The sequence below is a fragment of the Streptococcus sp. ZY171113 genome (assembly GCF_057748235.1).
Window position 1 is genome coordinate 17,694 of sequence record NZ_CM173243.1, and the last position, 26,588, is coordinate 44,281.

A 26,588-nucleotide genomic window follows, 5' to 3' on the forward strand; every position below is an offset into this window, starting at 1 on the left:
AGAATAAGACATGTTGGAACAAGATATCAAGAAAATCCTTTACACTAATGAAGAGATTGTGGAGCAAGCCAAGCGTCTAGGGCAGCAGTTGACGACGGACTACGCTGATAAAAATCCGCTCTTGGTAGGGGTGCTTAAAGGGGCGGTGCCTTTCATGGCTGAGCTAATCAAGCACATCGATACCCATGTTGAGTTGGATTTCATGGTGGTGTCTAGCTACCACGGTGGTGTGACCAGTAGCGGTGAGGTGAAAATCATCAAGGATGTGGACACTAATGTTGAAGGCCGTCATGTGATTTTCGTTGAGGACATCATTGACACCGGCCGTACCCTCAAGTACCTGCGGGACTTGTTTGAATACCGTAAGGCTGAGTCTATCAAGATTGTGACTTTGGTGGACAAGCCAGAGGCCCGTGTGATTGATATTCAGGCAGATTATGTGGGTTGTGAAACGCCAAATGAATTCCTGGTTGGCTTTGGTTTGGACTATGATGAAAAATACCGTAACCTGCCTTACATCGGTGTTTTGAAAGAAGAAGTTTACACAAAATAGAAAGTTTGGACGTTTAATGAAACCTAACAAACCTAACGGCTTTGTGAAAAATCCCTTCCTATACATTCTGATTATTGTGACGGTGATTTTTGGCCTCCAGTACTTGTTTGCTGGTAGCAGTAGCCAGAGCCAAAAAATTGATTATTCCACCCTGGTCAAGGAGTTGAAAGAGGATAAGATTGCCTCTTTGACCTATCAGCCTGATGGCAGTGTTATCCGAGTGACTGGTAGCTACAAGGAGCCTAAGACGGTTGAGATTGACCAGGAACTGGCTTTCTTCGGTGGCTCGTCCACAACGGTTAACAAGTTTTCAGCCAATCTGTTGACCAGTGAAACTTCCCTGCAAACCTTGGAAGCTGCTGCGGCCGAAAAAGACTTGACTCTCAAAGTCATTCCAGAGAGCTCAACAGGGACTTGGATTTCAGTCTTGATGAGTTTTCTGCCCCTGGTCATCATGATGTTCTTCTTGACCTCAATGATGGGCGGTGGTCCGGGTAGCGGTGGTCGCAACCCGATGAGCTTTGGCCGCAACAAGGCCAAGGCTACCAACAAGGAAGATGTCAAGGTTCGCTTCTCTGATGTAGCTGGTGCCGAGGAAGAGAAACAAGAACTGGTTGAAGTCGTTGACTTCCTTAAAAATCCTAAGAAATACAAGGCTCTGGGTGCTCGCATTCCAGCTGGTGTCCTCCTTGAGGGCCCTCCAGGAACAGGTAAAACCCTCCTGGCCAAGGCCGTTGCTGGTGAGGCTGGTGTGCCTTTCTTCTCCATCTCAGGTTCTGATTTTGTGGAGATGTTTGTCGGTGTCGGTGCTAGTCGTGTGCGTTCTCTTTTTGAGGATGCTAAAAAAGCTGAGCGGGCCATCATTTTCATTGATGAGATCGATGCTGTCGGTCGCAGACGGGGTGCCGGTATGGGCGGTGGTAACGATGAGCGGGAACAAACCCTTAACCAGCTCCTGATTGAGATGGATGGTTTCGAGGGCAATGAAAGCATCATTGTCATCGCAGCCACTAACCGTTCAGATGTCCTTGACCCAGCCCTGCTTCGTCCAGGTCGTTTTGACCGTAAGGTCTTGGTTGGCCGTCCAGACGTCAAGGGCCGTGAGGCTATCCTGCGTGTTCACGCTAAAAATAAACCTCTGGCAGACGATGTGGACCTCAAAGTTGTTGCCCAACAGACCCCAGGTTTTGTGGGTGCGGATCTTGAAAATGTCCTCAACGAAGCTGCCCTGGTGGCTGCCCGTCGCAACAAGACCAAGATTGATGCCAGTGACATCGATGAAGCCGAAGACCGTGTCATTGCAGGCCCATCTAAGAAAGACAAGCAACGTTCTAAACGCCAGAACGAAGTGGTGGCCTACCACGAAGCTGGTCACGCTGTGGTTGGCATGGCCTTGTCCAACGCCCGCGATGTTCATAAGGTGACCATTGTTCCTCGTGGCCGCGCCGGTGGCTACATGTTGGCCCTGCCTAAGGAAGATGAAATGCTCCATTCTAAGGATGAAATGAAGGAGCAGTTGGCAGGTCTTATGGGTGGCCGTGTGGCAGAACAACTTATGTTCAACATCCAAACCGCAGGTGCTTCCAATGACCTGGAGCAGGCAACTGGTTTGGCCCGTGCCATGGTGACTGAATACGGCATGAGCGACAAACTTGGCCCAGTTCAGTATGAAGGCAGTCATGCCATCATGCCAGGCCAAGGCATTCCAGACAAGTCTTACTCAGAAGAAACAGCCCTCCTGATTGATGCCGAAATCCGTCAACTCCTGACCGAGGCTCAAGACCAGGCAACAGCTGTCATCACTGAACACAAGGATAAACTGGATGTCATCGCCCAAGCCTTGCTCAAACATGAAACCCTTGATGCAGCTCAAATCAAGTCTCTCTACACCACTGGTCAACTGCCAGAAGGTAGTGAGACCGATGAGGAAGTTCATGCCCTCTCCTACGAGGAAATCAAGGAAAAAATGGCTGAACAATAAGCTAGTAACCACAGCCCAATGGGCTGTGGTTTTTGCTAGTCTAGCTTAGGTCTTTGAAAATGACTTTACAAATCAAATGAGCTATGCTACAATACTGTCTTGCGTTATTTTATATTAAGGAGTTTTTCATGTCTATTTTCAGAAAACTACAACCTGAAACCAACAAGACAGAGATGGCCAGACACCTGACCACAACGGATTTGGTTCTTTTGGGGCTGGGATCCATGGTGGGAACGGGCATTTTCACCGTTACCGGTATCGGAGCAGCCAAATTTGCAGGGCCATCATTGGTCATTTCGATTGTTCTTGCAGCCATTACTGTTGGGATTTCAGCCCTTTTCTTTGCTGAATTTGCTTCTCGTATTCCAGCCAACGGTGGTGTTTACAGTTACCTCTACGCCACCCTGGGAGAATTTCCTGCTTGGATGGCCGGTTGGTACATCATCATGGAATTTTTAACAGCCGTTTCAGGTGTTGCCAGCGGTTGGGGCAGTTACCTCAAGGGTCTCTTGGCCAATTATGGTATTGTCTTGCCAACTGCTCTTAACGGAACCTTTGATCCTAGCAAGGGCAGTTACATTGACCTCATGCCTGTTTTGGTCTTGCTGGCCGTGACTGGCCTGGTCCTGCTTAATTCGAAGCTGGCTCTCCGTTTTAATGGTGTTTTGGTTCTTCTCAAGTTTTCAGCCCTAGCCCTTTTTATCGGCCTTGGCCTATTTCACCTAAATCCTAGCAACTGGGCGGATTTTGCTCCCTTTGGTTTCGGCCAACTCTACGGTGGTCAGAGCGGGATTATGGCAGGTGCCTCCCTTATGTTCTTTGCCTTCCTTGGCTTTGAGTCCATCTCCATGGCGGTTGATGAGGTCAAAGAGCCCCAGAAGAACGTCCCTCGTGGGATTGTCCTTTCGCTGACCATTGTGACCATCCTTTATGTTTTGGTGACCCTGGTTTTGACGGGGCTGGTGCACTACACTAAGCTGGATGTTTCCGATGCTGTGGCTTTCGCCCTTCGTAGTGTTGGCCTAAGTTGGGCCGCTAACTATGTGTCGGTGGTTGCTATCACGACCCTGATTACAGTCTGCATTTCCATGACTTACGCCCTGGCTCGCACCATTTATAGCATTAGCCGTGATGGCTTGCTGCCGCAATCGCTGAGCAGCCTAACAGCTACTAGCAAGGTACCAAAAAATGCCACCGTATTGGTGGGGCTGGCCTCTATGATTTGTGCGGGTGTCTTCCCTCTGGCTAGTTTGGCTGAGTTTGTTAACATTTCGACCCTAGCCTACCTTATGCTCCTGCCAATCGGCTTGATTAAATTGAGAATGGACCACGGTCAACCAAAACCAGGTCAATTCAAAACCCCTTTGGTGCCTTTCTTGCCCCTCCTGTCGATTGTCATCTGCATTTCCTTTGTCAGCCAGTACCAGCAGATTACTTGGATTGCCTTTGCCATCTCAAGCCTGATTGGGGTAGCCATTTACTTTGCTTATGGTAAAAACCATTCCAACTTGAACAAGTAATATTCAGAACAGCTAGGAATAATTCCTGGCTTTTTTTTGAGTTTAGGACAAAAACGTCCTGTTCCAATAAGTAACATCATTGTATAGTAAAGGTATCAAAACACCTAGGAGACCCCTCGTGATTGATTTTGAAACCACTTATACACACGTTCGCCCGACTGTCCGCTCCTCAGGCCCCTCTACCCTATCCAGCTATGGGACAAATCCGACTGGGACCAAGAAGGTATGTTGGTGCTCTATCAATTATTAGTGGAAGACCCAAGCCTTCGCTACCAGATTCCCCGCCTAGGTGTCTACTTCAAAACCAAGTTCACCAATCACGTCAAAGATGCCCTGAGAAAACAAGAGAGCCAAAAACGCCGCTTTAACAAACCTTGCAAGGTTGACATCAGTGAGCTGGCTCACCAGATACCTGCCCGAGGCCTGCTCCTAGATGACTACCTGGCCAAGCTAAATCCAGCTCAGCCCTCAAGAACAGGCCCGATTTGACCAGCTCATGACAGGTCGGAGTTTCCAGGGGCCTTGCTAGCTCTATCGAAAACGTCGTTCCTTTCTCAGTAATGATAAAAAAAATAAAACTTCCCCCTTGCCAAGCACACTCAGATGTGTTAAGATATAACAGTTGTCTCGCAAGAGACGTCTAGTGCAAAAAAAGATTTCAAAAAAAACTAAAAAAGTTGTTGACAAAGAAATCTGCTTGTGCTAGAATAAGATAGTTGTCTCGCAAGAGACTGATGACCCTTGAGAACTGAACAAGACGAACCAAGTTGGGATTGAATTTGATGTTTAATCCCGTCAATAAAAACAATAAACGGATAAGCCAGTCGGCTTAGCCGGACAAACAATTATATTTATATGAGAGTTTGATCCTGGCTCAGGACGAACGCTGGCGGCGTGCCTAATACATGCAAGTAGAACGCTGAAGAGGAGCTTGCTCCTTGGATGAGTTGCGAACGGGTGAGTAACGCGTAGGTAACCTACCTGATAGCGGGGGATAACTATTGGAAACGATAGCTAATACCGCATAATAGTTTTGGTCGCATGACTGAAACTTGAAAGGAACAATTGTTTCACTATTAGATGGACCTGCGTTGTATTAGCTAGTTGGTGAGGTAACGGCTCACCAAGGCTTCGATACATAGCCGACCTGAGAGGGTGATCGGCCACACTGGGACTGAGACACGGCCCAGACTCCTACGGGAGGCAGCAGTAGGGAATCTTCGGCAATGGACGAAAGTCTGACCGAGCAACGCCGCGTGAGTGAAGAAGGTTTTCGGATCGTAAAGCTCTGTTGTAAGAGAAGAACGTTGAGTAGAGTGGAAAGTTACTCAAGTGACGGTATCTTACCAGAAAGGGACGGCTAACTACGTGCCAGCAGCCGCGGTAATACGTAGGTCCCGAGCGTTGTCCGGATTTATTGGGCGTAAAGCGAGCGCAGGCGGTTTAATAAGTCTGAAGTAAAAGGCAGTGGCTCAACCATTGTATGCTTTGGAAACTGTTGAACTTGAGTGCAGAAGGGGAGAGTGGAATTCCATGTGTAGCGGTGAAATGCGTAGATATATGGAGGAACACCGGTGGCGAAAGCGGCTCTCTGGTCTGTAACTGACGCTGAGGCTCGAAAGCGTGGGTAGCGAACAGGATTAGATACCCTGGTAGTCCACGCCGTAAACGATGAGTGCTAGGTGTTAGGCCCTATCCGGGGCTTAGTGCCGGAGCTAACGCATTAAGCACTCCGCCTGGGGAGTACGGCCGCAAGGCTGAAACTCAAAGGAATTGACGGGGGCCCGCACAAGCGGTGGAGCATGTGGTTTAATTCGAAGCAACGCGAAGAACCTTACCAGGTCTTGACATCCCGGTGCCCGCCCTAGAGATAGGGTTTTGCTTCGGCACACCGGTGACAGGTGGTGCATGGTTGTCGTCAGCTCGTGTCGTGAGATGTTGGGTTAAGTCCCGCAACGAGCGCAACCCCTATTGTTAGTTGCCATCATTTAGTTGGGCACTCTAGCGAGACTGCCGGTAATAAACCGGAGGAAGGTGGGGATGACGTCAAATCATCATGCCCCTTATGACCTGGGCTACACACGTGCTACAATGGCTGGTACAACGAGTCGCAAGTCGGTGACGGCAAGCTAATCTCTTAAAGCCAGTCTCAGTTCGGATTGTAGGCTGCAACTCGCCTACATGAAGTCGGAATCGCTAGTAATCGCGGATCAGCACGCCGCGGTGAATACGTTCCCGGGCCTTGTACACACCGCCCGTCACACCACGAGAGTTTGTAACACCCGAAGTCGGTGAGGTAACCTTTATGGAGCCAGCCGCCTAAGGTGGGATAGATGATTGGGGTGAAGTCGTAACAAGGTAGCCGTATCGGAAGGTGCGGCTGGATCACCTCCTTTCTAAGGAACCCCTTATGGGGAAACGGATACTTGAGTTTGTCTTGTTTAGTTCTGAGGGGTCAGATTAAGTAACGGAGAGCGTTAAGAAATCCGTATAAAAATAGGAAACTGACGCTGTGTGCTTGCACACAAGGAAGTTTATCATTTTCACTAGGATTTTAGCTCGAGTACAATTTTATAACTCAGACTTAAACACGACAGTACCTCAAAGCTACTGTACGGGGCCTTAGCTCAGCTGGGAGAGCGCCTGCTTTGCACGCAGGAGGTCAGCGGTTCGATCCCGCTAGGCTCCATAGGATATAAGTTCCTACTAAACTGAATAAAGTGAAGTTGAACACGTGACTAATTTCTTAGTAAATTTCTCGACCTTCCCTAGACTGCGAGCAGTCGTCGTCAGGTTTCGAAATTTATACAGAAATTTCCGCAAGCGGACCGTCACTTTGTATCCTAACTTTGTCCATTGACAATTGAATATCTATATCAAATTCCATTTATTTAAGATAAATGAAATAGTAACAAGAAAATAAACCGAAACGCTGCGCATGAACATGCGATAAAATGATTAATTTAAAGGTTAAGTTAATAAGGGCGCACGGTGGATGCCTTGGCACTAGGAGCCGATGAAGGACGTGACGAACAACGAAATGCTTTGGGGAGCTGTAAGTAAGCATTGATCCAGAGATGTCCGAATGGGGGAACCCGGCAGGTTGATGCCTGTCATCCGCATCTGTTAAGGATGTCGGAGGGAAGACGCAGTGAACTGAAACATCTAAGTAGCTGCAGGAAGAGAAAGCAAAAGCGATTGCCTTAGTAGCGGCGAGCGAAACGGCAGAAGGGCAAACCGAAGAGTTTACTCTTCGGGGTTGTAGGACTGCAACGTGGACTTAATTTTGATAGACGAATGACATGGGAAGGTCAGCCAGAGAGAGTGAGAGCCTCGTAGTCGAAATCGAAGTTATACCTAGCAGTATCCTGAGTACGGCGAGACACGCGAAATCTCGTCGGAATCCGGGAGGACCATCTCCCAACCCTAAATACTCCCTAGTGACCGATAGTGAACCAGTACCGTGAGGGAAAGGTGAAAAGCACCCCGGGAGGGGAGTGAAATAGAACCTGAAACCGTGTGCCTACAACAAGTTCGAGCCCGTTAATGGGTGAGAGCGTGCCTTTTGTAGAATGAACCGGCGAGTTACGATATGTTGCGAGGTTAAGTTGAAGAGACGGAGCCGTAGGGAAACCGAGTCTTAATAGGGCGTCATAGTAACATGTCGTAGACCCGAAACCATGTGACCTACCCATGAGCAGGTTGAAGGTGCGGTAAAACGCACTGGAGGACCGAACCAGGGCACGTTGAAAAGTGCTTGGATGACTTGTGGGTAGCGGAGAAATTCCAAACGAACTTGGAGATAGCTGGTTCTCTCCGAAATAGCTTTAGGGCTAGCGTCGACATTGAGATTCTTGGAGGTAGAGCACTGTTTGGATGAGGGGGCCATCTCGGTTTACTGATTTCAGATAAACTCCGAATGCCAAAGAATTATGGTCGGCAGTCAGACTGCGAGTGCTAAGATCCGTAGTCGAAAGGGAAACAGCCCAGACCACCAGCTAAGGTCCCAAAATATATGTTAAGTGGAAAAGGATGTGGGGTTGCACAGACAACTAGGATGTTAGCTTAGAAGCAGCTATTCATTCAAAGAGTGCGTAATAGCTCACTAGTCGAGTGACCCTGCGCCGAAAATGTACCGGGGCTAAAACATATTACCGAAGCTGTGGATGACACTTATGTGTCATGGTAGGAGAGCGTTCTATATGCGGCGAAGGCATACCGTGAGGAGTGCTGGAGCGTATAGAAGTGAGAATGCCGGTATGAGTAGCGAAAGATGGGTGAGAATCCCATCCACCGTAAGACTAAGGTTTCCAGGGGAAGGCTCGTCCGCCCTGGGTTAGTCGGGACCTAAGGAGAGACCGAACGGTGTATCCGATGGCCAACAGGTTGATATTCCTGTACTAGAGTATGAAGTGATGGAGGGACGCAGTAGGCTAACTAGAGCCGGCGATTGGAAGTGCCGGTCTAAGCAGTGAGGCTTGGTATGAGTTAAATGCTTGTACCTATAAGGTTGAGCTGTGATGGGGAGCGAAGTTTAGTAGCGAAGCTAGTGACGTCACACTGCCAAGAAAAGCTTCTAGCGTTGTATTATACTCTACCCGTACCGCAAACCGACACAGGTAGTCGAGGCGAGTAGCCTCAGGTGAGCGAGAGAACTCTCGTTAAGGAACTCGGCAAAATGACCCCGTAACTTCGGGAGAAGGGGTGCTGGCTTTAAGTCAGCCGCAGTGAATAGGCCCAAGCAACTGTTTATCAAAAACACAGCTCTCTGCTAAATCGTAAGATGATGTATAGGGGGTGACGCCTGCCCGGTGCTGGAAGGTTAAGAGGAGGGTTTAGCGCAAGCGAAGATCTGAATTGAAGCCCCAGTAAACGGCGGCCGTAACTATAACGGTCCTAAGGTAGCGAAATTCCTTGTCGGGTAAGTTCCGACCCGCACGAAAGGCGTAATGATTTGGGCACTGTCTCAACGAGAGACTCGGTGAAATTTTAGTACCTGTGAAGATGCAGGTTACCCGCGACAGGACGGAAAGACCCCATGGAGCTTTACTGCAGTTTGATATTGAGTATCTGTACCACATGTACAGGATAGGTAGGAGCCTATGAGATCGGGACGCCAGTTTCGATGGAGGCGATGTTGGGATACTACCCTTGTGTTATGGCTACTCTAACCCAGATAGGTTATCCCTATCGGAGACAGTGTCTGACGGGCAGTTTGACTGGGGCGGTCGCCTCCTAAAAGGTAACGGAGGCGCCCAAAGGTTCCCTCAGATTGGTTGGAAATCAATCGTAGAGTGTAAAGGTATAAGGGAGCTTGACTGCGAGAGCTACAACTCGAGCAGGGACGAAAGTCGGGCTTAGTGATCCGGTGGTTCCGCATGGAAGGGCCATCGCTCAACGGATAAAAGCTACCCTGGGGATAACAGGCTTATCTCCCCCAAGAGTTCACATCGACGGGGAGGTTTGGCACCTCGATGTCGGCTCGTCGCATCCTGGGGCTGTAGTCGGTCCCAAGGGTTGGGCTGTTCGCCCATTAAAGCGGCACGCGAGCTGGGTTCAGAACGTCGTGAGACAGTTCGGTCCCTATCCGTCGCGGGCGTAGGAAATTTGAGAGGATCTGCTCCTAGTACGAGAGGACCAGAGTGGACTTACCGCTGGTGTACCAGTTGTCTTGCCAAAGGCATCGCTGGGTAGCTATGTAGGGACGGGATAAACGCTGAAAGCATCTAAGTGTGAAACCCACCTCAAGATGAGATTTCCCATGATTTTATATCAGTAAGGACCCTTAGAGAAGATGAGGTTGATAGGTTGGGAGTGGAAGTGTTGCGAGACATGGAGCGGACCAATACTAATCGTCCGAGGACTTATCCGAAGTCAAAATTAAGTCAGTAGAAGTATTGACAAGCGTAACGGTTTTGAGTTACAATATAGGTATTCAATTGTGATTGGACAAGAGACCAATCAGCCATTAGTTAAGTGATGATAGCCTAGGAGATACACCTGTTCCCATGCCGAACACAGCAGTTAAGCCCTAGCACGCCTGAAGTAGTTGGGGCTTGCCCCCTGTGAGATAAGGGAGTTGCTTAGCTAATATATAGGGAGTTTAGCTCACTGGGAGAGCTGAAACAGTCTAGTAGACTGTTTCAGGTTGTGGATGAAGAAAGCGTAGCTTTCCTCACTACAGATGCTTGACCGCTGAGTTGAACGACCGATTAGGGAGTTTAGCTCAGCTGGGAGAGCATCTGCCTTACAAGCAGAGGGTCAGCGGTTCGATCCCGTTAACTCCCATTACTAGAAATAGTATAGGTCCCGTAGTGTAGCGGTTATCACGTCGCCCTGTCACGGCGAAGATCGCGGGTTCGATTCCCGTCGGGACCGTTGAAACATCACAATGTGATGTTTCAAGTGACCAGATAAAGAAAGACGGAAGTCTTTCCACAAATGGTTAAGTGTTAATTGAATAGAAGACTCGTTAGCTCAGTTGGTAGAGCAATTGACTTTTAATCAATGGGTCGCTGGTTCGAGCCCAGCACGAGTCATATGCGGGTTTGGCGGAATTGGCAGACGCACCAGATTTAGGATCTGGCGCTTTCGGGCGTGGGGGTTCAAGTCCCTTAACCCGCATGAAGAGATAGGCCGGCTTAGCTCAGTTGGTAGAGCATCTGATTTGTAATCAGAGGGTCGCGTGTTCAAGTCATGTAGCCGGCATATGCGAACGTAGTTCAGTGGTAGAACACCACCTTGCCAAGGTGGGGGTCGCGGGTTCGAATCCCGTCGTTCGCTTTTGATGAGGAGCTGGGGTGGCGGAACTGGCAGACGCACAGGACTTAAAATCCTGCGAGGGTAACCTCGTACCGGTTCGATTCCGGTCCTCAGCATAAAAATTAAATAGAGCACCCTTAGCTCAATTGGATAGAGTACCTGACTACGAATCAGGCGGTTAGAGGTTCGACTCCTCTAGGGTGCATACGGGAAGTAGCTCAGCTTGGTAGAGTACTTGGTTTGGGACCAAGGTGTCGCAGGTTCGAATCCTGTCTTCCCGATATGTGGCGGTGTAGCTCAGCTGGCTAGAGCGTTCGGTTCATACCCGAAAGGTCGGGGGTTCGATCCCCTTCGCCGCTATTTTTATTATTATGGATGACTTGGGACCTTTAGCTCAACTGGTTAGAGCTCTCGGCTCATAACCGAGCGGTCGTAGGTTCGAGTCCTACAAGGTCCATAAGATTGACTTTGGAGGATTACCCAAGTCCGGCTGAAGGGAACGGTCTTGAAAACCGTCAGGCGTGTAAAAGCGTGCGTGGGTTCGAATCCCACATCCTCCTTAGGTGATAGCTCTGCTATTTACCAAATCATACTAACGCGGGATGGAGCAGCTCGGTAGCTCGTCGGGCTCATAACCCGAAGGTCGTAGGTTCAAATCCTGCTCCCGCAATATACGGCTCGGTAGCTCAGTTGGTAGAGCAATGGATTGAAGCTCCATGTGTCGGCGGTTCGATTCCGTCTCGCGCCATCGCTTAGATTAGTGATAGTTTAAGTTTCCCAAGGCAACTTGGGCGCGTAGCTCAGGTGGTTAGAGCGCACGCCTGATAAGCGTGAGGTCGGTGGTTCGAGTCCACTCGTGCCCATCTAAAATAGTGGAGAATTACTCAAGAGGCTGAAGAGGACGGTTTGCTAAATCGTTAGGTCGGGTAACTGGCGCAAGGGTTCGAATCCCTTATTCTCCGTGAGTGTGACAAGATACGTTTTGTATCTTGTTTTTTCTTTGTCAACTGTAGTGGGTTGACCAATTATCCTTTTGGCAGTTCGTCAAATATCAACGGAACTGTAACATTGGTGTAACATATTATCGCTTTTTTTTTGATAAAATGTTAGTTGTCTAATCTAGAAGGAGTGTATCATTCTATGAAAAATAAAATTATCTCAGTTGCCCTACTTAGTGGTCTTGTCTTGAATAATATTGCCCCAGTAGTTGCTAATGCAGATGATTTCGATACGAAAATTGAACAGGCAAATGCGACAATTGCGAATCTGTCTAATGAGCAAGCTCAAGCTCAAGCTCAAGTTACTAGTTTAGTTGATCGTGTTGCAGCTCTTGAAAGTGAACAAGCTGATTTGTCTAAGACAAATGATGCTTTACAGGCTGAATCAAGAGAATTGATTGCTGAAATTGATAACTTGTCACAAAAAATTGTTGCTCGTAGTAACCAATTGAAAAAACAAGCACGTAGTGCTCAGAAAAATCAACAGTCATCGACTTATATCAATGCAGTATTGGAAGCTGATAGTTTGACGGAAGCTGTTAGTCGTATCATGGCCATCCGTAAGGTCGTTTCTGCTAATGAGAAGCTGTTGAAGCAGCAAAAATCTGATAAAGAAGCGATTGAAGTTAAACAACAAGCTAACCAGGAAGCGATTAATACTGTTGAAGCTAACCGTGAAACTTTGGCTGAGAATGCCTTTGTATTGAATACTCAGAAAGCTGAGTTGGAAGTGGCTCAGTTGAATTTGGCGGCTTCTTTGGCGACTGCTGAGGAAGAGCGTTCGAATCTCTTAACGGCAAAAGCTGAAGCTGAGGAACGTGCTCGTGCAGCTGCTGAAGCTCAAGCTCGTGCTGAAGCAGAAGCTCGTGCCCAAGCAGAAGCACAGTTGGCGTCTATCGTTGCTGCTCGTGCAGCTGTTGCAGCAGCCCCAGCTCAAGAAGTTGTTGCTCCAGCAGAAACGCCTGCAGAAGCATCTGTAGAAGCACCTGCTGAGGTTGCTCCTGCCGCAGCTCCAGTTGTTACCATACCTGCCCCTGCGGCACCTGCTCCAGCAGTAGCTCCTGCGCAGACTTATACAACAGCTGCAACAACTAATGTTTCTTATGATTACAGCACCTATCCAGTTGGTGAATGTACTTGGGGTGTTAAGCAATTGGCACCGTGGGTCGGTAACTACTGGGGGAACGGCGGTGACTGGGCTGCTAGTGCCCGTGCAGCAGGTTTCCGTACAGGAACAACTCCTGTTGTTGGTGCGGTAGCGGTTTGGACTGGTGGTTACTTTGGTTACGGTCACGTTGCCCTGGTAACAGCAGTTGAAAGTGACACTCGTATCCAGGTTATGGAATCAAACGTGATGGGCCGCCGTTACATCGATAACCACCGTGGTTGGTTCAATCCAACAACGACTAATGAAGGTGTCGTGTCTTATATCTACCCATGATAATGAATGAACAGGCGAGCTATGCTCGCCTGTTTTTGTCTTAGCGGTTGAAAAAAAGTCTAAAAAGGGTTACAATAGGAAAGAAGAAAAATTTTGGAGGGTCTATGTCGTATTCAAATCTCAAGCTCTTTGCCTTGTCGTCTAATCAAGAGTTGGCTGAAAAAGTAGCTGATATTATCGGAATTCCTCTTGGGAAATCATCGGTCCGTAAGTTTTCGGACGGTGAAACTCAGGTAAATGTTGAAGAATCCATTCGGGGCCATCATGTTTTTATCCTGCAATCGACCAGCTCTCCAGTCAATGATAATTTGATGGAAATCTTGATTATGGTAGATGCTTTGAAACGTGCCAGTGCAGAAACGGTGAACGTGGTGATGCCTTACTATGGTTACGCTCGTCAGGACCGCAAGGCTCGTTCTCGTGAGCCGATTACTTCGAAATTGGTGGCCAACATGCTTGAGATTGCAGGTGTTGACCGCATCTTAACCGTGGATTTGCACGCTTCTCAGATTCAGGGGTTCTTTGATATTCCTGTTGACCACCTGATGGGAGCACCGCTGATTGCGGAGCACTTCATCCGTCGTGGCATGACAGGAGATGATTATGTGGTGGTAAGCCCTGACCACGGTGGTGTGCCTCGTGCCCGTAAATTGGCTCAATTCTTGCAAACGCCTCTGGCCATCATTGACAAACGCCGTAGTGTTGACAAGATGAACACCAGCGAGGTCATGAATATCATTGGTAATGTAGCTGGTAAGACCTGTATCTTGATTGATGACATGATTGATACGGCTGGAACCATCTGCCACGCAGCGGATGCTTTGAAAGAGGCTGGTGCAGTTTCTGTCTTTGCCAGCTGTACCCACCCTGTTCTGTCCGGTCCAGCTCTGGACAACATTGAGCGGTCGGCCATCGAAAAACTGGTGGTTCTGGACACTATCTTCCTGCCAGAAGGTCGTTTGATTGACAAGATTGAGCAGATTTCCATCGCGGATTTGATTGCGGAAGCCATCATCCGTATCCATGAGAAACGGCCATTGTCACCACTCTTTGCCCTCTCAACTCCTAAATAAGCAAAACTAGCTCGTGAAAACGGGCTAGTTTTTTGGTAGTTGGCGGTTGAAGGTCTCTGATTGGCAGGAGACGGTAATGGTCTCCCCAGTCAGGGGATGGGTCAGAGCCAGCTGCTCGGCATGGAGCATGAGGCGGCCCTTGGGTTTAGGGTGATAGAGGGGATCGCCAATCAGCGGGGCACCCTGATGGGCCAGGTGAACCCTGATTTGGTGGGTGCGGCCGGTTTCCAGCTGGCAGGAGACCAGGGTTTGCTTGCCATACTGGGCTTGGGGCGTGACCTTGGTGAGGGCGGTTTGGCCGTTTTTAGGGTCAACGACCCGCTTTCTGCGGTCGTGGCGGTGGCGGCCAATCTTGTCTCGGATGGTCATGGACTGGTTTATAGGTCTGTCAACCAGAGCCAGGTAGCGACGGTTAATCAGTTTCTCCTCTAGGAGCCGATTAACGATAGGAAGAATAAAAGGGTTCTTGGCAAAGAGGACTGCTCCGCTGGTTTCCATGTCCAGGCGGTGGACAACGTGGCAGGTCTGGCCAACATGGGCTGAGACATGATTGAGCAGGGCGATTTCGGTGGGGGCGTTGCCGTGGGTTTTCATGCCTTCTGGTTTGTTGACGATGATCAGGTGGTCGTCCTCGTAGAGGACCTCAACCAAGGTCTTGTCCCCCATAGGAATGGTTTTTTCTGGGTAGTCCTCCTGGTCGAAGGTCAGTTCCAGGACGTCGCCAAGTTCAACGATGGTTTGCCAGTTGACTGCTCTGCCATTGACCAAAAGATGCTTTTTGGTCCGCAAGAAATGCCGAATCTTGCGGGGAATCAGGAGGTGGTTTTCCAGCAGGTCTTTGACGGTTGTGGTGGCCAGGTGGTTGGTAATGGTGTAGGTTTTCATGGTTTTAAGTATAACATGGGTGACAGGCAGATGACAAGGGGATGAGCTTTTGGTGACAGGGGCAGTTGAAACAAGACATTTGTGGGATTTTTTTTTATAATCAATCTATGACAATTTTGGAATTATTGAAGAAAAAATTTTTGTTGCACAAGCGGCAGGAGGCAAAAGAGCCTGAGCTAGGGGACCTGGAGCCGACTGAGGGTGAGGAAAATCTTGCTGAGACCAGAGTGTTTAGGCCTGACCAGGATGGTGAAGTGCCTGTAGTTGATCAGCTGGCTGACGGTCAGTCGGACCGTCAGGTCAAGACATCAGCCCACCGCCGTCGGTCTGGCACACTTGAATCGGAGAAATCAGGTTTTCTGAGTCGCTTTGCCCTGCCGACCAGCCACCCTATTCGCCGTTACTGGCGGCGGTATCGTCTGGGGAAAATCTTACTTTTACTAGTTCTGACGGCTGGCTTGGTGGTGGGGACCTATTTCTTCTACTTGGCCAAGACGGCCAAGGTGTCTGACCTTCAGACGGCTCTCAAGGCCACAACGGTCATCTATGACCGCAATGGTGAGGAAGCAGGTAGCCTGTCAGGTCAAAAGGGGACCTATGTGGAGCTGGATGCCATTAGCGACCAACTGGAGCAGGCGGTGATTGCGACTGAGGATCGGACTTTTTATGAGAATAGTGGCATCAACTTTCAACGGACGGCTCTGGCTGCCCTGACCCTGGGTCGATCTGGGGGTGGCTCGACCATCACCCAGCAGCTGGCCAAGAATGCCTACCTGACCCAGGACCAGACCATCAAGCGTAAGGCTCGGGAATTTTTCCTGGCCCTGGAATTGACCAAGAAATACAGCAAGGATGAGATTTTGACCATGTACCTCAACCATGCCTATTTTGGCAACGGTATTTGGGGTGTAGAGGACGCCAGCCAGAAATACTTTGGGGTGTCGGCAGCAGAACTCAGCTTGGACGAGGCAGCCACTCTGGCTGGCATGCTCAAGGGTCCTGAACTCTATAACCCCTACCAGTCTCTGGAGGCGGCGACTAGCCGCCGCAACACGGTTTTGGAGAGCATGGTGGCTGCGGGTTATCTGGACCAGGCCACGGCTGACCAACACATGGCTGTTGATATGGCCAGTCGCCTTTATGATACCTACGCTGGCAAGGTCGATAACTACGCCTACCCGTCTTATTTTGATGCGGTGGTTAACGAAGCCATCGAGGTCTATGGTCTCAAGGAGAAGGACATTGTCAACAATGGTTATCGGATTTTTACGGAGCTGGACCAGAACTACCAGAGGGGTATGCAGGCCACCTTTGACGATGACAGTTTGATTCCGGTCTCTGAGGCCAATGGTGCCCAGGCTCAGGCGGCCAGTGTGGCTCTGGACCCTGCCACGGGCGGGGTGAGGGGTTTGGTTGGTCGGGTCAACAGCAGCGAGCAGCCAACCTTCCGGAGTTTCAACTATGCCACCCAGGCCCAGCGGAGCCCAGCTTCCAGCATCAAGCCCTTGCTGGTTTATGCCCCAGCCCTGGCCAGCGGTTGGTCAACGGATAGCCTCTTGCCCAATGCCAGTCTAGACTTCAATGGCTACATGCCCCATAACTTTGGTGGCTACGAGTCGGAGGAGGTACCGATGTATGAGGCCTTGGCCCAGTCTTACAATATCCCAGCGGTCTATCTGGTGGACCAGATTGGCTTGGACAGGGCTTTGGCCTTGGGCAGTAAATTTGGCCTCAACCTCAACTCAGCCCAGCAGGAACTGGGGATGGCCCTGGGCGGTAACGTGACGGTCAGTCCCTTGCAGATGGCTCAAGCCTATGCAGCCTTTGCCAATGGGGGCGTCATGCCCCAGGCCCACCTGATTACCCGTATCGAGACGGCTGATGGTCGGGTGCTGAAAACCTACAAACCCAAGGAAGAGCGGGTCATCAGCTCTGCTATTGCCCACCAAATGACCAGCATGATGTTGGGGACCTTCACCAACGGGACAGGGGTCAATGCCAATGTTTACGGCTACACCCTGGCGGGTAAGACCGGAACTAATGAGGCGGCCTTTAACCCTGAGCTGATTAGTGACCAATGGGTCATTGGCTACACGCCAGACGTGGTCATCAGCCAGTGGTTGGGCTTTGACCAAACCGACGAGAACCACTACCTGAGCGACGCCAACGCCTATATGGCACCCCAGCTCTTTAGCGCCCAGGCCAGCTATATCCTGCCCTACACGGCGGGCACAGCTTTTTCTGAGGACAATAGCTACGCGATCAACGGGATTTCCCCAGTTTACGGCGATGATCAAGATCAGGCCAAAACCCAGGAAATCATCGATAGCCTGCGGCAGTCGGCCCAAGAGGCGGCAGATAAACTCAATCAAGCGGTTGAGGAGTCAGGTCTGGCTGAGCGGGCTCAAAACCTTTGGGAACAGGTGGTTAACTACTTCAGATAACTTGCCAGACCGCCTGAGATGTGGTAGAATGAAATGAAGGGAGGCCTCTATGGCACAGAAAAAAGCAAGCCTAGCCTGTGCGGATTGCGGGAGCAGAAACTACTCGATTAACGTCAGTAGCAACCCCAAACCGACACGGCTAGAAGTAAAAAAATTCTGCAAGCATTGCAAACAATACGCATTACATAAAGAAACACGATAGGAGAGCATCATGGGCATTTTTAAGGTCTTGAAAGACACGACTTGGCCAACCCCAAAACAGGCTTGGAAGGATTACATTTCAATTCTTCAATACACCGCCTTTTTTACCCTTATCATCTATCTGTTTGATAAGGCCTTGTCGCTGGGGATTTTGGAGCTGATTACACGCTTCTAAGGCCCTGTGACAAATACAAGGAAAACCAGCAAAACTTGTCTATGATGACTATCGTTTTTGCTGGTTTTGTGGTAGAATAAGGTGATAAGGCCGTTAGGGCTGAACTCAGAAAGGAAAATACATGTCAATCTTAGATAGTTTTGATAAGGGTTGGTTTGTCTTGCAAACCTACTCTGGTTATGAAAATAAAGTAAAGGAAAACCTGCTCCAACGAGCTCACACCTACAACATGCTGGATAATATCCTGCGGGTAGAAATTCCAACTCAAACCGTTAACGTTGAAAAGAACGGCCAGGTTAAAGAGGTTGAAGAAAACCGTTTCCCAGGCTATGTTTTGGTTGAGATGGTCATGACCGATGAAGCCTGGTTTGTGGTGCGTAACACGCCAAATGTTACAGGTTTCGTTGGCTCTCACGGTAACCGTTCTAAGCCGACCCCACTTTTGGAAGAAGAAATTCGTGCTATCCTCTTGTCTATGGGGCAAACGGTCGATGTCATTGACACCAATATCAAAGAAGGCGATGTGGTGCAGATTATCGATGGTGCCTTTATTGGCCAAGAAGGTCGTGTGGTCGAAATTGAAAACAACAAGGTGAAAATCATGATCAACATGTTTGGCACCGAAACCGCTGCGGAACTGGATTTGTATCAAGTAGCGGAATTATAATCGAAAACTAACTAAAATAGTCTGTTCAGACTAGAGGAGGCGATTATGTCTAAAAAATTGTTGGCGACGTCCTTAGCGGCTTTGAGCCTGTCACTCTTTGCAACTGGCCCTGTGCTAGCTGAGGGAATTGGCTCTGTGACTGAACCTGTTCCTGCAGAAGGGGGCAGTGGTCAAGCTCAAGGTTTGGAACAGTTGTTGGCGACGGCACAATCTCTACTTGCTAAATTGGACAGCCTACAAGCCCATCCAGAAACCTTGCCTGTTACTCCTGAAAATCGTCAATTTTTGCAAGATACGATTACTGAGATTAACGGGCTTTTGGACGCTATGGCTGCTCAAGGAGCAACACGAGAGGATGCAGGACCCTTGCTGGAGTTGAGGGCAAATCTGTTCAAGCTCTATTTGCTCCAATATGAGACGCCAGACCTTTACACTGCCATCCTGTCTCAAGTGCCTACTCTTGAGACCAAGCGTTTTGATGATGCGGTTGATTTTCATGATTTCGACGCGGAATTGGATGATTTACTGGGCAAGGTGTCTTACTTGTCTCAGATTTTAGCCTTTGTGCAGGCTGATTTGCCTCCTGAGGAGTTTGCCAAGGACAAGGCATATCTGACCGATGTGGCTATCTACTTGTTGAAGTTGCAGGAAGAGCTGTACGCAGCAGAAGGTGAAACTGTTTTGGTTCCAGAAGCACCTGTTTATTGGAATGCTGCCGCGGTGCCAGTTACAAGTAACTCAGGCACTCAGTCTGGTTCAGAGGGGACAGGTAATCCTGTTAAATTACCAGAGTCAGGAGAGTTAGCCCCCGAGGATTCTTCTTCAGGCACTCGGTCTGGTTCAGAGGGAACAGGTAGTTCTGCCCAATTACCTGATCCAGGAGAGTTAGCCCCCGAGAATCCTTCTTCAGGCACTCGGTCTGGTTCAGAGGACTCAGGTAATCCTGTTAAATTACCTAATCCAGGAGAGTTAGCCCCCGAGAATCCTTCTTCAGGCACTCAGTCTGGTTCAGAGGGAACAGGTAGTTCTGCCCAATCGCTTGAACCAGGTGAGTTAGTCCTAGGCAATACCTCCCCAGGTCATCAGTCTGGTCTAGAGAAAATCGGTAGTTCTGCTAATTCGGTAGTTACAGGCTATGTTCAATCAGGTCCTAGTCGGGTGTTATCATCTAGTGAGCAGCCCCTGTCAGGTCAAGAAACTGGCAAAGTGCCTCAAACGACCCCAATCAGCGGTTCAGGCCAGCAACCAGTAACTTCAACTGGAGCGGTTGTTTCCAATCAGACGAGGTCTGTTTTGCCAGCAACGGGTGACTCTCTCGATGGACTTTACATGACAGCTGGTTTGCTGTTGGCCTCTCTTGGTTTGGCAAATCTGAAACGCCGTCAGGCTTAATTAAGAAAACTCCGAGATTTTTCGGAGTTTTTTGCCTTTTTAGTTTGCAATTTTATTTTCCTGTGTTATACTTGTATTAGCATATAGGAACAGGAGGTTGTTAACCCATGTTATCACAGAAAAAAGCCCTTATTACCCTAACAGCAGGTGCCCTGTTGTTTGGTCAAGTTTTGGTGGGAGCAGAGGAGGCGGGATCATCGTCGTCAAGCTCTGTTCCAGTCCTTGAGTCAACTGCCAGCTCAGCTATTCTCCCAACGTCAAGTGAGGCGAGCGGTTCGTCAATGGTTGAGGCGAGCTCAACTTCGTCATCTAGCCAAGAGTTGCCAGTAGTCTCGTCTTCGACAGAAGCTTTGACGGTTTCCAGCAGTCAAGAAGTCCAAGGTGGTACGGAGACAGAATTAACGGCTTCAAGTAGTAGCCAAGCCACCAGCAAGTCGTCATCTACCACTTCATCTTCAAAGCCAACTAAATCTGACTTGAAACTCAATTTATCTCAATTAGCTGCTAAGAACTATGCTAGTTTGGCTGGAATTTGGAAGAGTGCAGATGGCACGACCCTGTTAATCACCAAAGAAGGGTTCATCTATACCAAAGGAGCCAATGGTGGTTACATGAGTTTGGATGGTTTAGTGAAAGACAAGTCACAGGCTTTAGTCATGCCGCTTAAAAGTCATCCAAACCAGAGTTCGGCAGGTTTTCTGTATCTGGCACCTGCAGGTCAAGGCTTTGTGAAACCTGGACAGGCTGATTTTAAGGATAAGACTGACCAAACCAAAGATCGGTTTAGTTTTGGGGAGCCCTATGATACTGGTAGAGAAACTGCGGTCTTTTATCGGATCAGTACTAAGTTGGATGATTGGAACAAGGTGACGGAAGCTGTGACCGGTGAGACAGCACCATCGTCAAGTGTTTCTGATGAGTCCAGTCAGACAGAAACAGAGCTAAGTCTTCCACCAGCTTCTATGGAGAATTCTAGCCGTCAAGAGGAGGTATCTAAGCCTACAAGCTCCTCGTCAACGCACTCGAGTTCATCATCACCAAGCTCGGCTGTCGGAGAAACGCCAGGTTCGACAGGCACTAGCTCATCAATTGCTACTGCTTCATCAAGTTCTAGTGAGTTGAGTGGTAGTGATAAGGCTATTCTGCCAACACCAACCCCACAGGTTGACCCTCTGGCAGAGGCTGAGGCAGCGATGCCACGGACGCGGACGCTTGTGCGACGGATTTTACCAAGCACAGGAGAACGGCTGGGTCTGTTCTTACCAGCTTTAGGGTTGTTTAGCTTGTTGCTGGTTGGTCTCCTTAAAAAAAGACAAGATTAGTCAGAAGAGCGGCCCTGTGTCGCTTTTTTGTCTTTGCTTGGGAGTTTGCCAAAGTCCTATCTTATGTTATAATAAAGAGATAGGAGGACGTCATGACAAAAACTCATCTGTATGTGGTGCGTCACGGCAAGACCATGTTTAACACGCTTGGGCGGGCTCAAGGTTGGTGTGATAGCCCCTTGACAGCCAAGGGGCGAGAGGGCATTCGTGATTTGGCTTGGGGCCTTAAGGCCAAGGGCCTGACTTTTGACCAGGCTTTAACCAGTGACAGTGGTCGGACCATTGAAACCCTCCGCCTCATTGAGGAGGCGTTTGATGCCCCTGCTTGGGCTCATCGCTCCAACCCGCAGATTCGGGAGTGGTGTTTTGGTAGCTTGGAGGGCCTTTATGACGCCGAGTTGTTCTTGGGTGTTTTGCCGACGGCTTTGGGAAATGGGCAGAGCTTGGACCAATTAAGCTACCCAGAAATTGCTGCCCTTTTGCAGACAGTTGATACCGCTGGTTGGGCAGAATCCTGGGAAACCATTTCGGAGAGGATTTGGACAGGTTTTGAAGGTTTCGCCAAGGATCTGGAAAAATCGGGTGGCGGCAATGGGCTAGTGGTCTGTCATGGCATGGCCATCTCAACCCTGCTGTGGTTGATTAATCCCAATCAGGAACGGCTGATGATTGACAACGGGAGCGTGACAGTCCTGTCTTATGAGCAGGGACAATTTCACATCGAGGCGGTGGCAGATTTATCCTACCGTCAGTTAGGAAAGGAAGGAAGAACTCATGAAACTGAGTAAACTGCTGTTTGGCTTAGTGCGATTGATGGCTGTTGTGTTAGCTGTCGTTGGGCTCTATCTCTTTGCAACAGTTAAGGATATTAAGGTGTCCAAAACGGAGACGAAGGCTGTTAAGACCGTTGAACATGGGGCGACCGAAACGTCTGTCAGCTCAGAAAAAGCAGCCCTGCCGGCGGTCAGTCCTGAGGATTGGCAACTGCTGCTGGTCAATCGAGACCATCTGATTGGAGACTTTGTACCTGAGTTGGGTTATGTGTCTGGTGTGCCTGTGGATAGTCGGATTGTGGAGGCGACTGAGGCCTTTGTAGCGGAAGTTTTACGTTTGGATGCTAATGAACCCTTGCAAGGCCTCTACTCTGGCTATCGGAGCGTGGCTGAGCAAGAGACCCTTTTCCAAACACGGGTAGCTGAGCAGATGTCAGCTGGTCTGACAGAAGATGAGGCTATTGCTAAGGTCAGTGAGACGGTTCTGCCAGCTGGTGCTAGTGAGCACCACACAGGCTTGGCTATCGATATGATGCGGGCCTCTGATGTGGCTCCTGAGATTGCTAAGGCTGCTCCTGAATTTGGCTTCATTTTGCGTTATCCTGTTGGTAAAGAAGCCATTACAGGTGTTTCTCAGGAAGATTGGCATTTTCGTTATGTTGGGGTTGAGTCTGCCAAGTACATGACCGAGCACAACCTGACCTTGGAAGAATACTTGGAGGAACTGAGGGGTCATCAGCCATGAGAAAACGATTAGCCAAACCTTACCTTAGGGCAGTCTTTGCCTTGTTGGCTGCTTTGCTATTTCTACCAATGGTCATAAAAGGCAACCAACCTCGTGTCCAGTCGCTTAGCCAGTTGGGCAAGGCAGATGTGGCCTTTATCCGTCAGTTGGCCCCAGAAGCTCAGCGGTTGGGCAAGGCCTATGGGGTGCGGCCATCGGTGCTTTTGGCCCAGGCGGCGTTGGAAACCGATTATGGGCGGAGTTTGCTGGGAGCCAAGTACAAGAACCTCTATGGCCTGCCACTTGCTAAAGGTCAGGGAGTGACAGTTTTGGTGACAGGTACTGATAAGGCAAAGGTCAAGTCGGAAACCTACCAAGTTTACACGTCTTGGGAAGATTGCTTGGCAGATTATCTGATTAGGCTCAAGGCGGGAGACTTGGGGAACAAGTCGCTCTATACTGACCTGGTCCATGCGAAAACCTTGGATCAGGCTACCAAGGCCTTAGTGACTGGTGGTTTCCGTGAGGACCAAGCCTATGCCAGTCAAATCTTGTCCTTAATCAAGGAGCAAAAGTTAGAGCAATACGACAAATAGACCACTGGTGTTACGGCCGCTGAGAAAATTCTCGGCGGTTTTTGCTTGACAAGACTATCGAGGTGCGATATAATCTATATAACGAACCACGATATATCGCATCAAATAAACGGAGGGGCCATGCAGGAAAAAATCAAACGGGTCTATATTCCCATGACCGAGACGGCCTTTTACATCCTCTTTGCATTGCAAGAGGAGAGGCACGGTTATGAGATTACCCAGCGTACCAAAGAACTGACAGCTGGCCAGGTCATCATCAGCCCAGGAACCATGTACGGGACCCTGTCCAAGATGGAAAAGGATGGCCTGATTGCCTTCAAACGAGAAGAAGAAAAACGCAAGCTCTATCAGATGACGGAACTGGGTCAGGAGGTTCTTGACCTAGAGTTGGCACGGATTGAGCGACTCTATAAAACCAGTAGAGGAGAAAGCCTATGACAACCAAGACAGAAGTGAAAGTCTTTTTTATCACGGATTTTGAGCAGGAAGCCAACTACTTGATGGCCATGCACCGCAAGGGCTGGCAGTTGACCAAGATTAGCTTTGATTGCCTCTTTCAGTTTGAGGAGACCCAACCTGCGGAGGCGGTCTATCGCTTGGATTTTAAGGATAATGGCCGAGCAGACCAGGAGGCTTACTACCAACTCTATCGAGATTACGGTTGGGAGCCAGTTGCCACCTGCAACAGCTTTGAGATTTTTAGAAAACCAGCCAGTCAGGTTGGGGAAGATGACATTTTCAGCGATGAGGCCAGTCGTTGGGAGATGATTGGTCAGATTTTTGTGAGACGGTTCTTGATTTTGTTGAGCATGGTTGTCTTGGCTATCGGTGGTGGTATCCTGTTTAAGAAACCAGATTTTGCAGTGGGCGTTGCCTTGTTCGATATTCCTTTAATTGTTTACTTGTCTTATCGTTTCTATCAATTTAAAAAGAAATATAGAGGAGGTTGACATGTGTAGGAAAGACAAACAGAAACAGGCCATTGCGGCATTGCCTTTGAATGTTGTGACTTTTGTCAGCTTTGTTTTGCCACGCACAAACCTGTCAGCTACAACTCTGTCTGGCTGGGGATTTAATCTTCTAGCCCTGGTCCAGCTGGTTATGATTGTCATCTTACTGTTCAGGCTGGTAAACCATCTGAGAACTAGGTCTTAGGACTGATTTTAGCACTCTAGGCAAAAGAGTGCTAATTTTTTTGGTTTTTTGGCTTGACTTTGTGCTTAAAGATGATAGAATAGAAGCATGAGTTAGCACTCAACTGTTCAGAGTGCTAAAAGCTGGTGACAGCTTGCTCAACCTGTCCTGCTCTGCCATTGCCCCAAAGAAAGGAGGTCGCTCATGATAACCCCACGTCAAACAGACATCTTATCCTTGATTGTTGACCTCTTTACCCAGTCTCAGGAACCAGTGGGGTCCAAGGCCCTCCAAGAGGCCATCGCCTCCAGTTCGGCCACCATCCGAAACGATATGGCTCGATTGGAGAAACTGGGGCTCTTGGAAAAGGCCCACACTTCTAGTGGCCGCTTGCCCAGTCGGGCGGGTTTCCAGTACTTTGTGGCCAACTGTTTGGCCTATGAGGAGCTGGACCAGGCGGACCTCTATCAGGTGGTCAAGGCCTTCGATTTTGAAGCTTTTGGCCTTGAAGACATCTTTGAGCGGGCTAGCCAGCTTCTAGCGGAGATGACGGGCTACACGGGAGTAGTCTTGGACGTCGAGCCCCAGCGGCAAGGCTTGACAGGCTTTGAGATTGTTCCCCTGAGCAACCACGACGCCTTGGCGGTCTTGACCTTGGATGGGTCCAAGCCGGTTACCGTCCAGTTCGCTATTCCCAAGACCTTTGGCCGGCGGGAGTTGGCCAGCCTCAAAACCCTGGTGGTGGATCGCTTCCTCAACCAGTCGGTGTTGGACATCCACTACAAGCTGCGGACGGAGGTTCCCCAGGTGGTGCAACGTTACTTCACGGTCACGGACAATGTTCTGGACCTTCTGGACTACCTCTTTGCCCCGATTTTTGAGGAAACGGTGGTAGTGGCAGGCAAGCTGGCGGCCCTGACCTATGGGGATTTACCGACCTATCAGTTTTTGGACAATAGCAGAGCTCTTGCCCTAGCGATTCGCCAATCGCTGACGGAGGAGGAGACCAGCAAGATTAGCGTTGGTGACCACCCTGAGAACCAGCTGAAGAACCTGACGGTCGTCAGCCAGAAATTTCTGGTTCCCTACCGTGGCTTTGCCACCCTGACCTTGATTGGCCCCATCAACATGCCCTACAAACGGGTGGTGACCCTGGTTGAGGTCATTAGCAAGGCCCTGGTCATGAAACTGAGTGACTATTACCGCTACCTGAGCAGCAACCATTACGAAGTGAACTAAGGAGGACACATGTCAGAAGATGTAAAACAAGACGAGCTTCTTGAAGAAGAAATCGCAGAAGAAACGGGTGAGGTGACCGAGGAAGTCACCGAAGTCCCTGAAAAAACCGAATTGGAATTGGCCCAGGAAGCAGCCCAGGACTTTGAAAACAAGTACCTGAGAGCCCATGCGGAAATGCAAAACATCCAACGCCGAGCCAGCGAAGAACGTCAGACCTTGCAACGCTACCGTTCGCAAGATTTGGCCAAGAAAATCCTGCCAAGTCTGGATAACCTGGAGCGTGCTCTGGCGGTTGACGGCTTGACCGAAGACGTCAAAAAAGGTCTGGAAATGGTCCAAGCCAGCCTCCTTCAAGCCCTGCAAGAAGAAGGGGTAGAAGAGGTGGAAACGACCAGCTTTGACCCAAATCTCCATATGGCGGTTCAAACCCTGCCAGCGGATGACGACAACCCAGCTGACACCATCGCTCAAGTCTTCCAAAAAGGCTACAAGCTCCATGAGCGGTTGTTAAGACCAGCCATGGTGGTGGTGTATAACTAGCCACTGGTGATGGGGGCTAAAGCACCTCATCTCCAGACGGCAACCGCTATGGCGGCTTGCCTAGGCTCCTTACTAGCTCCCTTGTTCGGCTGGTATCGAGCCGAACAAGTTCCCGTCGTCTCTAGGCCTATTTTTCACTCGCAACTCGTCGTTAAAGCCTTTCGCTGT

At 49.4% G+C, this 26,588-nt stretch carries 21 protein-coding genes, 17 tRNA genes and 3 rRNA genes; 40 read left to right on the plus strand and 1 reads right to left on the minus strand.

The genetic code is table 11. The annotated features are described in order from the left end of the window. The first annotated feature begins 10 nt into the window (after positions 1-10). The 26 genes from hpt to AC3ARB_RS00220 all read left to right on the plus strand — a co-directional run bounded on the left by hpt (position 11) and on the right by AC3ARB_RS00220 (position 14,328). A complete protein-coding gene (gene hpt, locus AC3ARB_RS00095; RefSeq protein WP_488320585.1) occupies positions 11-553 on the plus strand; it encodes a hypoxanthine phosphoribosyltransferase in 543 nt (180 codons plus the stop codon). 16 nt (positions 554-569) lie between these two features. Further along, positions 570-2,534, plus strand: a complete 1,965-nt coding sequence (gene ftsH, locus AC3ARB_RS00100; RefSeq protein ID WP_488320586.1) for an ATP-dependent zinc metalloprotease FtsH — start codon at positions 570-572, stop codon at positions 2,532-2,534. 128 nt (positions 2,535-2,662) lie between these two features. Then, positions 2,663-4,054 carry an amino acid permease gene (locus AC3ARB_RS00105; RefSeq protein WP_488320587.1) on the plus strand — a complete coding sequence of 464 codons (1,392 nt, stop codon included), beginning with the start codon at positions 2,663-2,665 and terminating at the stop codon, positions 4,052-4,054. Between the two features lie 231 nt (positions 4,055-4,285). After that, positions 4,286-4,543, plus strand: coding sequence for a hypothetical protein (locus tag AC3ARB_RS00110; RefSeq protein ID WP_488320588.1), 258 nt, complete (start codon positions 4,286-4,288; stop codon positions 4,541-4,543). Positions 4,544-4,905: 362 nt separating this feature from the next. Further along, positions 4,906-6,450 (plus strand): 16S ribosomal RNA (locus tag AC3ARB_RS00115). A 220-nt stretch (positions 6,451-6,670) separates the two neighbouring features. Next, positions 6,671-6,743 (plus strand) — tRNA-Ala (locus AC3ARB_RS00120). Positions 6,744-7,022: 279 nt separating this feature from the next. After that, positions 7,023-9,926 (plus strand): 23S ribosomal RNA (locus tag AC3ARB_RS00125). Positions 9,927-10,026: 100 nt separating this feature from the next. After that, a 5S ribosomal RNA gene (gene rrf / locus AC3ARB_RS00130) occupies positions 10,027-10,142 on the plus strand. The 16S, 23S and 5S rRNA genes sit together here with 17 tRNA genes alongside, the layout of an rRNA operon. A 127-nt stretch (positions 10,143-10,269) precedes the next feature. Then, positions 10,270-10,342, plus strand: a tRNA-Val gene (locus AC3ARB_RS00135). 17 nt (positions 10,343-10,359) lie between these two features. Next, positions 10,360-10,432, plus strand: a tRNA-Asp gene (locus AC3ARB_RS00140). A gap of 88 nt (positions 10,433-10,520) precedes the next feature. After that, positions 10,521-10,593, plus strand: a tRNA-Lys gene (locus tag AC3ARB_RS00145). Between the two features lie 3 nt (positions 10,594-10,596). Beyond that, a tRNA-Leu gene (locus AC3ARB_RS00150) sits at positions 10,597-10,678 on the plus strand. A gap of 11 nt (positions 10,679-10,689) precedes the next feature. Next, positions 10,690-10,762 (plus strand) — tRNA-Thr (locus AC3ARB_RS00155). Between the two features lie 3 nt (positions 10,763-10,765). Further along, positions 10,766-10,837, plus strand: a tRNA-Gly gene (locus tag AC3ARB_RS00160). 11 nt (positions 10,838-10,848) lie between these two features. Then, positions 10,849-10,932: transfer RNA gene (locus AC3ARB_RS00165), tRNA-Leu, on the plus strand. A gap of 15 nt (positions 10,933-10,947) precedes the next feature. Then, positions 10,948-11,021, plus strand: a tRNA-Arg gene (locus AC3ARB_RS00170). Positions 11,022-11,023: 2 nt separating this feature from the next. Continuing rightward, positions 11,024-11,097, plus strand: a tRNA-Pro gene (locus AC3ARB_RS00175). Between the two features lie 5 nt (positions 11,098-11,102). Beyond that, positions 11,103-11,176: transfer RNA gene (locus AC3ARB_RS00180), tRNA-Met, on the plus strand. Positions 11,177-11,199: 23 nt separating this feature from the next. Beyond that, a tRNA-Ile gene (locus AC3ARB_RS00185) sits at positions 11,200-11,273 on the plus strand. A gap of 13 nt (positions 11,274-11,286) precedes the next feature. After that, positions 11,287-11,376, plus strand: a tRNA-Ser gene (locus AC3ARB_RS00190). Between the two features lie 36 nt (positions 11,377-11,412). Further along, positions 11,413-11,486: transfer RNA gene (locus tag AC3ARB_RS00195), tRNA-Met, on the plus strand. 5 nt (positions 11,487-11,491) lie between these two features. Then, positions 11,492-11,564 (plus strand) — tRNA-Phe (locus AC3ARB_RS00200). 41 nt (positions 11,565-11,605) lie between these two features. Next, positions 11,606-11,679, plus strand: a tRNA-Ile gene (locus tag AC3ARB_RS00205). Positions 11,680-11,690: 11 nt separating this feature from the next. After that, a tRNA-Ser gene (locus AC3ARB_RS00210) sits at positions 11,691-11,778 on the plus strand. Between the two features lie 178 nt (positions 11,779-11,956). Continuing rightward, a complete protein-coding gene (gene pcsB, locus AC3ARB_RS00215) occupies positions 11,957-13,255 on the plus strand; it encodes a peptidoglycan hydrolase PcsB (protein ID WP_488320589.1) in 1,299 nt (432 codons plus the stop codon). Positions 13,256-13,359: 104 nt separating this feature from the next. Then, positions 13,360-14,328, plus strand: a complete 969-nt coding sequence (locus AC3ARB_RS00220) for a ribose-phosphate diphosphokinase (protein ID WP_488320590.1) — start codon at positions 13,360-13,362, stop codon at positions 14,326-14,328. A 24-nt stretch (positions 14,329-14,352) separates the two neighbouring features. Here AC3ARB_RS00220 and AC3ARB_RS00225 read toward each other — a convergent pair whose 3' ends face one another. Further along, positions 14,353-15,213 carry an RluA family pseudouridine synthase gene (locus AC3ARB_RS00225; RefSeq protein ID WP_488320591.1) on the minus strand — a complete coding sequence of 287 codons (861 nt, stop codon included), beginning with the start codon at positions 15,211-15,213 and terminating at the stop codon, positions 14,353-14,355. Between the two features lie 107 nt (positions 15,214-15,320). On the opposite strand from AC3ARB_RS00225, the gene pbp2a reads away from it, so the two are divergent. The 14 genes from pbp2a to grpE all read left to right on the plus strand — a co-directional run bounded on the left by pbp2a (position 15,321) and on the right by grpE (position 26,420). Further along, a complete protein-coding gene (pbp2a, locus tag AC3ARB_RS00230) occupies positions 15,321-17,657 on the plus strand; it encodes a penicillin-binding protein PBP2A (RefSeq protein WP_488320592.1) in 2,337 nt (778 codons plus the stop codon). Positions 17,658-17,706: 49 nt separating this feature from the next. Beyond that, positions 17,707-17,859, plus strand: a complete 153-nt coding sequence (rpmG, locus tag AC3ARB_RS00235) for a 50S ribosomal protein L33 (RefSeq protein WP_488320593.1) — start codon at positions 17,707-17,709, stop codon at positions 17,857-17,859. A 9-nt stretch (positions 17,860-17,868) separates the two neighbouring features. Next, positions 17,869-18,033: a preprotein translocase subunit SecE gene (secE, locus tag AC3ARB_RS00240; RefSeq protein WP_488320594.1), complete on the plus strand. Its 165-nt coding sequence runs from the start codon at positions 17,869-17,871 to the stop codon at positions 18,031-18,033. A 127-nt stretch (positions 18,034-18,160) separates the two neighbouring features. Continuing rightward, complete coding sequence (nusG, locus tag AC3ARB_RS00245; RefSeq protein ID WP_488321509.1) at positions 18,161-18,700, plus strand: transcription termination/antitermination protein NusG; 540 nt, start codon at positions 18,161-18,163, stop codon at positions 18,698-18,700. Between the two features lie 45 nt (positions 18,701-18,745). Beyond that, positions 18,746-20,092, plus strand: coding sequence for an LPXTG cell wall anchor domain-containing protein (locus AC3ARB_RS00250; RefSeq protein ID WP_488320595.1), 1,347 nt, complete (start codon positions 18,746-18,748; stop codon positions 20,090-20,092). A gap of 107 nt (positions 20,093-20,199) precedes the next feature. Further along, positions 20,200-21,414, plus strand: a complete 1,215-nt coding sequence (locus AC3ARB_RS00255; protein ID WP_488320596.1) for a DUF6287 domain-containing protein — start codon at positions 20,200-20,202, stop codon at positions 21,412-21,414. A gap of 92 nt (positions 21,415-21,506) precedes the next feature. Next, positions 21,507-22,202, plus strand: coding sequence for a histidine phosphatase family protein (locus AC3ARB_RS00260; RefSeq protein WP_488320597.1), 696 nt, complete (start codon positions 21,507-21,509; stop codon positions 22,200-22,202). Next, on the plus strand, positions 22,189-22,932 hold the full coding sequence (locus AC3ARB_RS00265) for a M15 family metallopeptidase (RefSeq protein WP_488320598.1): 744 nt from the start codon (positions 22,189-22,191) through the stop codon (positions 22,930-22,932). The genes AC3ARB_RS00260 and AC3ARB_RS00265 overlap by 14 nt, the downstream gene beginning before the upstream one ends. Continuing rightward, the gene (locus AC3ARB_RS00270) at positions 22,929-23,507 is read left to right on the plus strand and encodes a glycoside hydrolase family 73 protein (RefSeq protein WP_488320599.1); all 579 of its coding nucleotides are present in this window, start codon (positions 22,929-22,931) and stop codon (positions 23,505-23,507) included. Before AC3ARB_RS00265 ends, AC3ARB_RS00270 begins: the two co-directional genes overlap by 4 nt. 120 nt (positions 23,508-23,627) lie before the next feature. After that, the gene (locus AC3ARB_RS00275) at positions 23,628-23,945 is read left to right on the plus strand and encodes a PadR family transcriptional regulator (RefSeq protein ID WP_488320600.1); all 318 of its coding nucleotides are present in this window, start codon (positions 23,628-23,630) and stop codon (positions 23,943-23,945) included. Continuing rightward, entirely contained in the window at positions 23,942-24,457 is a 516-nt protein-coding gene (locus AC3ARB_RS00280; RefSeq protein WP_488320601.1) for a DUF2812 domain-containing protein, read from the plus strand. Before AC3ARB_RS00275 ends, AC3ARB_RS00280 begins: the two co-directional genes overlap by 4 nt. A 1-nt stretch (position 24,458) precedes the next feature. Next, a complete protein-coding gene (locus tag AC3ARB_RS00285; protein WP_488320602.1) occupies positions 24,459-24,662 on the plus strand; it encodes a hypothetical protein in 204 nt (67 codons plus the stop codon). A gap of 183 nt (positions 24,663-24,845) precedes the next feature. Then, positions 24,846-25,880, plus strand: coding sequence for a heat-inducible transcriptional repressor HrcA (gene hrcA / locus AC3ARB_RS00290; RefSeq protein WP_488320603.1), 1,035 nt, complete (start codon positions 24,846-24,848; stop codon positions 25,878-25,880). A 9-nt stretch (positions 25,881-25,889) separates the two neighbouring features. Then, positions 25,890-26,420, plus strand: coding sequence for a nucleotide exchange factor GrpE (gene grpE / locus AC3ARB_RS00295; RefSeq protein ID WP_488320604.1), 531 nt, complete (start codon positions 25,890-25,892; stop codon positions 26,418-26,420). Positions 26,421-26,588: the final 168 nt, after the last annotated feature.